The organism is Burkholderia diffusa (assembly GCF_902499115.1).
Classification (GTDB): domain Bacteria; phylum Pseudomonadota; class Gammaproteobacteria; order Burkholderiales; family Burkholderiaceae; genus Burkholderia; species Burkholderia diffusa.
The window spans coordinates 350,826-359,684 of the sequence record NZ_CABVPN010000002.1 but is presented as its reverse complement, the minus strand read 5'-3'; the positions used below and the strand labels follow the sequence as shown (position 1 = coordinate 359,684).

At 67.4% G+C, this 8,859-nt stretch carries 8 protein-coding genes and 1 pseudogene; 4 read left to right on the top strand and 5 right to left on the bottom strand.

Annotated elements, in window-relative coordinates; all coding sequences use genetic code 11:
- Positions 1-74: 74 nt before the first annotated feature.
- From BTE28158_RS03595 to BTE28158_RS03580, 4 genes and pseudogenes are all read left to right on the top strand, one after another.
- Positions 75-394 (top strand): annotated as a pseudogene (locus tag BTE28158_RS03595) (integrase core domain-containing protein); the annotation flags it as partial.
- 122 nt (positions 395-516) lie between these two features.
- Positions 517-1,806: an NAD(P)/FAD-dependent oxidoreductase gene (locus tag BTE28158_RS03590; protein WP_151051694.1), complete on the top strand. Its 1,290-nt coding sequence runs from the start codon at positions 517-519 to the stop codon at positions 1,804-1,806.
- Between the two features lie 16 nt (positions 1,807-1,822).
- Positions 1,823-2,380 (top strand): helix-turn-helix domain-containing protein, encoded by a 558-nt coding sequence (locus BTE28158_RS03585; RefSeq protein WP_151051692.1) that lies wholly within the window; start codon positions 1,823-1,825, stop codon positions 2,378-2,380.
- 147 nt (positions 2,381-2,527) lie between these two features.
- Positions 2,528-3,874, top strand: coding sequence for a glutamine synthetase family protein (locus BTE28158_RS03580; RefSeq protein WP_151051690.1), 1,347 nt, complete (start codon positions 2,528-2,530; stop codon positions 3,872-3,874).
- A gap of 79 nt (positions 3,875-3,953) precedes the next feature.
- On the opposite strand, the gene BTE28158_RS03575 is transcribed toward BTE28158_RS03580, so the two are convergent.
- The 5 genes from BTE28158_RS03575 to BTE28158_RS03555 all read right to left on the bottom strand — a co-directional run bounded on the left by BTE28158_RS03575 (position 3,954) and on the right by BTE28158_RS03555 (position 8,748).
- Positions 3,954-4,160 (bottom strand): hypothetical protein, encoded by a 207-nt coding sequence (locus BTE28158_RS03575; protein WP_275404655.1) that lies wholly within the window; start codon positions 4,158-4,160, stop codon positions 3,954-3,956.
- A 103-nt stretch (positions 4,161-4,263) separates the two neighbouring features.
- On the bottom strand, positions 4,264-4,653 hold the full coding sequence (locus BTE28158_RS03570; RefSeq protein WP_124629632.1) for a lysozyme inhibitor LprI family protein: 390 nt from the start codon (positions 4,651-4,653) through the stop codon (positions 4,264-4,266).
- A 50-nt stretch (positions 4,654-4,703) separates the two neighbouring features.
- The gene (locus BTE28158_RS03565; protein ID WP_151051688.1) at positions 4,704-5,465 is read right to left on the bottom strand and encodes an N-acetylmuramoyl-L-alanine amidase family protein; all 762 of its coding nucleotides are present in this window, start codon (positions 5,463-5,465) and stop codon (positions 4,704-4,706) included.
- A 149-nt stretch (positions 5,466-5,614) separates the two neighbouring features.
- Positions 5,615-7,234, bottom strand: coding sequence for an NAD(P)-binding protein (locus BTE28158_RS03560; RefSeq protein WP_151051686.1), 1,620 nt, complete (start codon positions 7,232-7,234; stop codon positions 5,615-5,617).
- Positions 7,234-8,748: a polyamine aminopropyltransferase gene (locus tag BTE28158_RS03555; protein WP_151051684.1), complete on the bottom strand. Its 1,515-nt coding sequence runs from the start codon at positions 8,746-8,748 to the stop codon at positions 7,234-7,236. The genes BTE28158_RS03560 and BTE28158_RS03555 overlap by 1 nt, the downstream gene beginning before the upstream one ends.
- Positions 8,749-8,859: the final 111 nt, after the last annotated feature.

The window sequence follows — 8,859 nt, the reverse complement described above, 5'->3', positions numbered from 1 at the left end:
CCTCCGGCGGGCGATGAGCGGGCAATCCAAAGGATGCCCGTTACCCCTGATGGCTGACATTCTGCATGTACTACGGCCCGGAGTTCGTCAGCAAGGCGCTCGACGCCTGGGCACACGAGCACGGCGTAAAACCGCAGGTCATTCGGCCCGGCAAACCGGTGGAGAACGCTCACATCGAGAGCTTCAACGGCCGACTGCGTGAAGAGTGTTTGAATCAGCATGCGTTCGTCAGTCTCGACGATGTACGCAGGCGAATCGAAGCGTGGCGCGCGACTACAACTCGGTGCGTCCGCATAGTGCGTTGGGGCAATTGGCGCCGGACCAATTCGGGCAATTGCATCAACCGAAAACCGCCGAGACCATTAACTTACGAACGGTGTACTCGGCGGGGTAAGGTCACCTCGGACTCCAGGGTCACGTCGGATTTCCTCAGACTTCATTCTCCCGCTTGCTCTCGTGAAATTGTCGTGCTAATTTTTCATGAAATTTGGCGATGAAAATTTCACGGGAATCCGCATGTTCGTGCAGTCCGACCGTCACGTCGCAACCTACTACGCCGGCACTTATCCGGCGCCGATTCCGCGGCGGCCCGAACTGGACGAACGCGTCGACGCCGACGTACTGGTCGTCGGCGCGGGCTTCAGCGGGCTGCATACGGCATTGCGCCTCGCGCTCGCGGGCAAGCGCGTGGTCGTGCTCGAAGCGAGTCGCGTCGCGTGGGCCGCATCGGGCCGCAACGGCGGACAGGCGCTGCTCGGTTGGTCGTGCGACATGCAGCCGCTCGAGGATTCGCTCGGCCGCGCCGGCGCGCGCGTGCTGTGGGACAGCATGCGCTGGGCCGCGGCCGAAGTGCGCGAACTGCCCGCGCGGCACGGCTTCGACATCGACTACCGGCCTGGCAGTCTGTGGGCCGCGGTGCGGCCGCGTCGCGTCGCGATGCTCGCGCAGGCCCGCGACGAGGCAGCGCAGCGCTGGGGCTACGACCGCCTGCGCGTGATCGGGCAGGACGAGATACCCGAGTGGATCGGCAGCGCGCGCTATCTCGCCGCGCTCCACGATCCCGAGGCCGGCCATCTGAATCCACTGAAGCTCGCGCTCGGTCTCGCGCAGACGATCGAACGGGCCGGCGCCCGTATCTTCGAGCAAAGCCGCGTGCTCGAGTATCGCGAGACCGAGGGCGGTCACGTTGCCCGCACCGCGCACGGCGAGGTGCGCGCGGACGTGCTGGTGCTCGCGTGCAACGCGTATGTCGACCAACTCGATCCCGAACTGTCGCGCCGGTTGCTGCCGGTCGGCACCTACCAGGTCGCGACCGCGCCGCTCGCGCCAGACGTCGCACGCTCGCTGCTGCCGCGCAACAGTTGCGTGATCGACAACCAGTTCGTGCCCGACTACTTTCGCCTCAGCCCGGACAACCGCCTGCTGTTCGGCGGCGGCTGCACGTATCTCGGCGGGATTCCGGCCGACATCGCGGCCGCGACGCGCCCGCACCTTGAACGCGTGTTCCCGCAACTGGCCGGCGTGTCGCTCGACTACGCGTGGGGTGGCCACATCGACATCAGCATGCGACGCACGCCGGACATCGGCCGTCGCGGCCAGCGTTTCTGGCTGCAGGGCTTCTCGGGGCACGGTGTGTTGCCGACGCTCGCCGGCGCGCGCGCGGTCGCCGACGCCGTGCTCGGCGACGATCGCCTGCTCGCGCTGTACCAGCGCATCCGCAACCCGCGCTTCCCGGGCGGCGACCGCCTCGCCGCGCCGCTGGAAGCGATCGGCAAGGCCTGGTACCGTTTGCGCGATACCGTCTGACGCACCGGAATCCATCATGAACGAGCAGGAAGAGATAGAAAGTCTGGCAATCCTGATCCGCGATCTGCGCAAGCATCGCAAGGTCACGCTCAACGATCTCGCGGAACGGATCGGCCGCTCCGTCGGCTTTCTATCGCAGGTCGAGCGCGGGCTGTCGCGCCCGACGGTCGCGGATCTCACCGCGATCGGCGAGGCGCTCGGCGTGCCGACCACGTATTTCTACAGCCTCAGCAAACCGCGCAGCGTGCCGTGGGTCACACGGCCCGACGAGCGGCGCACCGTGTATTACGCGGCCGGCATCACGGACATCCTCGTGTCGCCGAACATGCGTTCGCGCTTCTCGATCCTGGAGAGTCATCTCGCGCCCGGGGCGAGCAGCGGCGAGCGCTCCGTCGACGACAGCGACGAGCAGGGCGGCTTCGTGCTCGAAGGCGAGCTGACGATCTGGATCGACGGCGACGACATACCCATCACGCTCGGCCCGAACGACGCATTCCAGCTTCCCGCGCACAAGCGGTTCCGTTACGCGAACCTGGGCGATGCCCCGGCGCGTGTGATCTGGGTGTTCACCTGAGTTTGTCGGCCGGCGGCCCGAGGGGCCGTTTCGCCGTGTTGCCGGTTTGCAGTACTGACCGATATCGGGCATGTGACGTGCCGCATGCCGGTGAGTCCGGTTCGCCGCGTAGCGGCACCGCCATACAAGACATGGAAAGGATGAGACATGGCTGACGTCGTTCCCGTGCTGGTCGATGAAATCCGCGCATTCCGGCAGGCGCATCCCGAGATCGGTTATGTCGACCTGATCTGTCTCGACCTGCCGGGCCATTTCTACGGCAAGCGCTATCCGATCGATGCGCTCGAGAAGGTCGCGTCGGGTTCGCTGCTGAAGCTGCCGCAGAACTGCGTGCTGCTCGGCACGCAGGGCGGCCTCTACAAGATCGGCGATTACTGCTTCAACGACGGCGACCCGGACGCGCCGCGTCGCCTGATTCCCGGCACGCTGAAGCCGGTGCGCTGGGAGCGGAAGCCGCTCGCGCAGATGCTGATCAGCTCCGATGGCACGGATGCGCCGATCGAGTTCGAGCCGCGCGAAGTGCTGGCGCGCGTGCTGCGGCGGTTCGCGGCACGCGGTATCCGGCCGGTCGTCGCGTTCGAGCTCGAGTTCTATCTGTTCGCCGCGCAGCTCGCGGACGGGATGCCGCAGTATCCGCGCGATCGCTTGAGCGACGACCGCGACGACCAGCCGAACATGCACATCGAACGCCTGTCGCGGTTTTCCGACGTGCTGCACGAGATGGTCGAGGCCGCGTGCGAGCAGGGTGTCGACGCGACGGTGATCACGGCCGAGCTCGGGCCCGGCCAGTTCGAGATCAACTTCGGCCATACCGACGACGCGTTGCGCGCGGCCGACTGGTCGGCGCTGTTCTGCCGCAGCACGCGCGGCGTCGCGTTGCAGCACGGCTATCGCGCGAGCTTCATGGGCAAGCCGTATCTGCATGCGCCGGGCAGCGGGATGCATGTGCACGTGAGCCTATACGACGACGCGGGCCGCAACCTGCTCGCCGCGGATGGGCAGCGGCCGCTACGGCATGCGGTGGCCGGCTGCCTCGAGCTGCTGCCGCACTGCATGCCGGTGTTCGCGCCGAATCACAATGCGTTCCGGCGCTATGGATCGATGGTGAACGCGGCGAGCCGTGCAAGCTGGGGCTTCGAGGATCGCGACGCGTGCATCCGGATTCCGGAATCGGATGCGCGCAATCTGCGGATCGAGCATCGGCTCGCGAGCGCGGACGCGAATCCGTACCTCGTGCTCGCGGCGATCCTCAGCGGGATGGAGCACGGGCTCGACGCACGGATCGAGCCGATCGCGCCGCTGAACGTCGATCGCGGCAGCGGGATCGATTTTCCGAAGGAGATGCTGTCGGCCGTCGCGGCGATGCAGGATCACGCGGCCGTGCGTGAAGGGCTCGGCAGTGAATTCGTGATGGTGTATTGCGAGAACAAGCGGCAGGAGGAGCTGGATTTTCGCAACGAGATCGGGGCGCGGGAGTATCGGTGGTTCCTGTGACGACGCGACGCGTGACTTCGCCCCAGGCGGAATCCTTGTCGGAGTCGCGCGTCTGACCATAGGCAATCCAGCCTCTCGGTCAGCCTTCCGCGTACGCGAGTGCGACATGTGGCCGTCCGGCGTCGAGCACGTCGCGCCAGGCGGTGGTGCGCAGTTGGACCGACAGACCGGCGAGGTACGAGGCAGGCATGATGCCCGGATAGGTTGCGCGCCACGATGCGACGTGGATTTCGGCGATGGCCCGTGCATCGACGGACGTTGCGGCGCGGATGTCGATCGTCGTCATGTTCGATGTCGTCGATATGCCATCGGATTTCCGAATCACGGATGGTGCAAGCAAGAAGGTACCGCACCGCGAATCGGCTCACGGCACGGCACCCGAGCAGCCCTTACTCCCCGAGCTTCGCCGTCACACACCCCGTGCTCGAGCACTCGCGCTCGCGTTCGCGCAGGAACGACAGGCGCGATTGCGTGAAGTCGATCGCGCATTGCAGGTTCACGAGATAGCCGTCGTCGCGCGTTTCGCTGCAGCGGTCGTCGCGCTGCTTCATCCACGCGAGCTGGCCCGTCTTCAGCTTGGCCTGCTGGTCGCCGCTCAACTGCTTGCGCACGCGGCCGTACTCGTCGTTCAGTTCGCGGTCGAGCTGCGAGAACTCGTTGCTGCTGCAGTACACCTGGTCGAACGCGCTGCGCGGTTTACCGCAGCCGGCCGCATGCGCGGCGAACGGCACGGCGAGCGCAAGCAGCGCGCAGGAAACGAGCAGATTCTTCTTCTTCATGGGACTCCTCCTCACTGGGTGAAAACCGTTGAAACCAACGGGCGTTACCTTTACCTGGTCGCCGTACAGACGTCGATCCCGCTCGCGATCGCGGTGGCGAGGCGCTGGATCGTTTCGCGCTGCGCGAGCCGCTTTTCCTCGTCGGGATTGACGATCACGCCGGCCTCGACCAGCACGGCCGGAACCGGCGCGGTGCGCAGGACGACGAGATCATCGAAGCGGTGGATGCCGAGTTGCGGATCGATCAGCGGACGGTTCTCGCCCTTGACCGGCTGCGCGTGATACAGCGACGGACGTTCACCGGCCGCGACCAGCCGCTCGGCGATCGCCTTTGCGCAACGCAGGCTTTCCGCGTAGTGCGGATTGCGCTCTGACACGAACACGGCGAAACCGCGGAATTCGCGTTGCCGCCCCGCGTCGATGAACTGCTGCTGCATCGAATCGTGATGGATCGACACGAACAGGTTCGCGTCGGGCGCCTGCGTCGAGCGCTGGTCGAGCGCGATCTCGCGGCCGTCGGCCGACGTGCGCAGCACGCGATCGCCGTGCGCGGCGAGCTTTTCCGCGACGGCGGTGGACAGGTCGAGGTTGTACCGGTATTCGACGCGGCCGCTGGCGCCGGTGGCACCCGGGTGGGCCGGCGTATGGCCGGTGTCGACGACGACGTAGCGGCCGGAGGCCGGCTGCGTATCCGGGCTTGCGGCATCGGCCGCATGCAGCGCCGGCGGCACGCCCAGCAGCGGGGCGCACGCGAGCAGGTGCGCGGCGGCGCGCACGAACGGGCGAAGGCGTCGAACGGTTCGGTTTGTCATTATTGTTGTCGAGGAGGACATGCGGTGCGTCGCATGGCGCGCACCGTCGGCCTGCTCAATGCAGTCGGAATGTCGCGCGATTATAGCGGTTGCCGGCGGCGCCGCAATGACGCAATGACCACTGCCGCACGGAAGGCGCGAGCCGGCAATCAGGCGAGCATGCGCCGGGCGGCGAGCATGCCCCAGTACGACGCTTCCTCGAACAGCGACAGCCCGGACAGATCAGCGTGCGCGAACACGACGGGGCCGTCTGCCTCGCGCAGCGCGAGCAGCCCCGGCCGGCTCAGGAAACCGACGTCGGGCGTCGCCATCGCGTGGCCGCGCACGGTGATCTCGAGCGCGGTCGCATGTTTCCACAGCTCGCGTCCGTACACGGCCTGCAGGTCGATCGCCGCCTGCTCGCGCAGCGCGTCGGGTTTCGCCTGCGCGAGCCAGCGACGCGTGTCGTCCGGCGAGCGCGCGTTCAGCGCCTGATAGGCGGAGAACACCGAACGCGTCGGCGGCGACATCCGGATCAGCTGGTGCGTCGACACGACATAGCCGAGCCCCGCGCCGTCGTAGACGACGTTGTCCCATGCGAGCGGCACGCCGGCTTCCTCGGCCGGCATCCCGTCGAGCAGGAAATTGGACACGAGCCACGGCGCGCGCGGCGGCAGGTCGCGCACGGGATCGAAGCCGTATGCGTGAAGCTGCGGAAACACGCGCGCCGCGACGAACAGCGGCATCGCGCTGACGACCCGCCGCGCCTTCAGCGTGAACGTCGTCAGCGTTCCGTCGTCGGCGACGCGCGCGCACAGCACGTCGACGCCGCCGTTGCGTTCGGTCGCGCGAACGGCGAAGCCGTCCCGCGACCATGCGTTCGAGCCGGTGCGCGCGGTGATCGAGTCGCTCAGCTTCGTCGCCATCGTGTGCAGTCCGTCGGGCCAGGTCAGCACCGCGCCGTCGCCCGCATCGCTCGCGTGAGCGCCGCGCGACGAGAAGTAGTGCAGGCCGGCCCACGCGGACACGTGCTCGTAGCCCGCGCCGTAATCGTCGCGGCAGCAGTAGTTCAGGTACCAGTGCAGCGCGCTCGCGGTGTAGCGCTCGTCGAGCAGCCACTGTTTGAACGAACGCCGGTCGAGCGCGCGCCAGCGCGGGTCGCGCGACGATTCAGCGATCGGGATGCAGAACACCTTGCGGCCGTCCGCGCCGCGCGCGGTGCGCAAACTGTCGGTGTATGCGAAGAAGCGTGTTTGCTGCGCGAGCGCGGCGTCGTCGAGGCCGGTCGTCGGCACGATGCCGTCCTGCCACTGGCCGGCTATGAACAGCCGTTCGTCGGGCGCGTGCACGAGCGCGCGTTCGTCGTATGCGGGGTGCGCGGAGAACGGCGCCGATTCGATCACGCCGAGATCGGCGAGCATGTCGCGCAGATGCGCGGATTCGAGCGAGGGCAGCGGCAGGTAGTGTGCGCCCTTCGGATAGCCGAGCTCGCCGAAGCGGCCGCCGGCCATATTGCCGCCGAATTCGGGGCCGGCGAGCACGACGAAGCGCGTGTGACCGGCGCGCGCAAGCTGCCACGCACACGACAGGCCGGCCGCGCCCGCGCCGAGGATCGCGACGTCGGTCTCGATCGTGCCGGACGGCGGTGGCAGCGCTGCGTGATCTCGCAGCGCGTGACCTTCGCGCATGCCGGGGTAGCCGACGCGCGGCGTCGTCTCGATCCAGCCGGTGCGGCCGCACGCGGCGAGCGACGCGGCCGCGGACGCGAGGAGGAACGTGCGGCGATCCATCAGCGCAGCACGTGCTTCCAGTCGTCGTCGAAGCGGCGCACGAGCGGCTGGTCGTTGAGTTCGTTCGGCGACATCGGCAGCGCCGGCATGTCGGCCGGGAAATGGAACATCTCGGCGGCCGTCTGCGCGTCGAGCCAGCGCGTCGGCACCGAATAGCGCGTCGGCACGGTGAAGTCGCGGCGCTTGCCCGCGATCACGAAGCCCCAGTCGCCGAACGACGGCACGTAGCAATGGTACGGCCACGTGTTGAGCCCGGCTTCGTGCAGCGTCGCGATGATCGTCCAGTACGCGTGCGGCGCGAAGTACGGCGACGTCGACTGGATCACCGCATAGCCGTTTTCCGACAGGTGGCGGGCGAGCAGCCGGAACACCGGCACCGAATACAGCCGGCCGAGCCCGAAGTTGGTCGGATCGGGGAAGTCGACGACGATCGCGTCGTAGACGTCGGCATTCGATTCGAGCCAGCGCACCGCGTCGTCGTTGATCACCTGCACGCGCGGGTCCTTCAATGCGCCCTGGTTCAGTTTCACGAGCGGCGCGGAGGTCGAGAACAGCTTCGTCATCGCGGGGTCGAGATCGACGAGCGTGATCCGTTCGAGGTTGCGGTGCTTGAGCAGTTCGCGCACCGCGAGGCCGTCGCCGCCGCCGAGCACGAGCACGCGTTTCGCCCACGGCAGCGCCTCGATCGTCGGATGGATCAGCGCCTCGTGATAGCGATGCTCGTCACGCGACGAGAACTGCAGGTTGCCGTTCAGGTACAGCCGCATGTCGTCGTGCCATTGCGTGAGCACGATGCGCTGGTATGGCGTCGTTTCGGAATAGATCGTCTCGTCGCCGTATACGCCGTGCTCGGCCCAGTGTGTGATGCGGTCCGACAGCGCGAAGCCGGCGACGAGCAGTCCGATCACGAGCGACGCGCGCATCAGCTTGCCGCGCACGTTGCGGATCTCGTCGCGGAACAGGTGCGTGGTCCACAGCGCGACGAATGCGTTCAGTAGCCCGAACAGAAAGCTCGTGCGCAACAGGCCGAGACGCGGCGCGAGCACGAGCGGGAAGATCAGCGACACGGCGAGCGAGCCGAGATAGTCGAAGGTCAGCACCTCGCTGACGGTATGGCGAAACGCCTGGCGGCGCTGCTGGAACGCGCGCATCACGAGCGGGATCTCCATCCCGATCAGCAGGCCGAGCGCGAGCACGAGCGCATAGAGCGCCGCGCGGAACGGCGCGGCCAGCCACGCGAACACCGCGAAAAGGAGCGCTGCCGACACGCCGCCGAGCAGGCCGACGAGCAGCTCGATGTCGACGAAGCGGTCGAGCACGTCGTCGTCCTCGACGAACTTCGCGAGCCACGAGCCGATCCCCATCGCGAACAGGTAGCAGCCGATCACCGACGAGAACTGCAGGATCGAATCGCCGAGCAGGTAGCTCGACAGCGCGCTGCTGATCAGTTCGTAGCCGAGCCCGCACGACGCGAGCACGAGGATCGACAGGACGAGCGCGCGCTTATGCAGCATGGCGCGTCCGTTGTGCAGGGCTTGTCAATGTGGCTATACTGGCGCGGATTTCCGTAGGGCGGCCCGCCATGGGCCGGCCGGCGAGGGGGCGGCGAACCGAGCACAAAATCC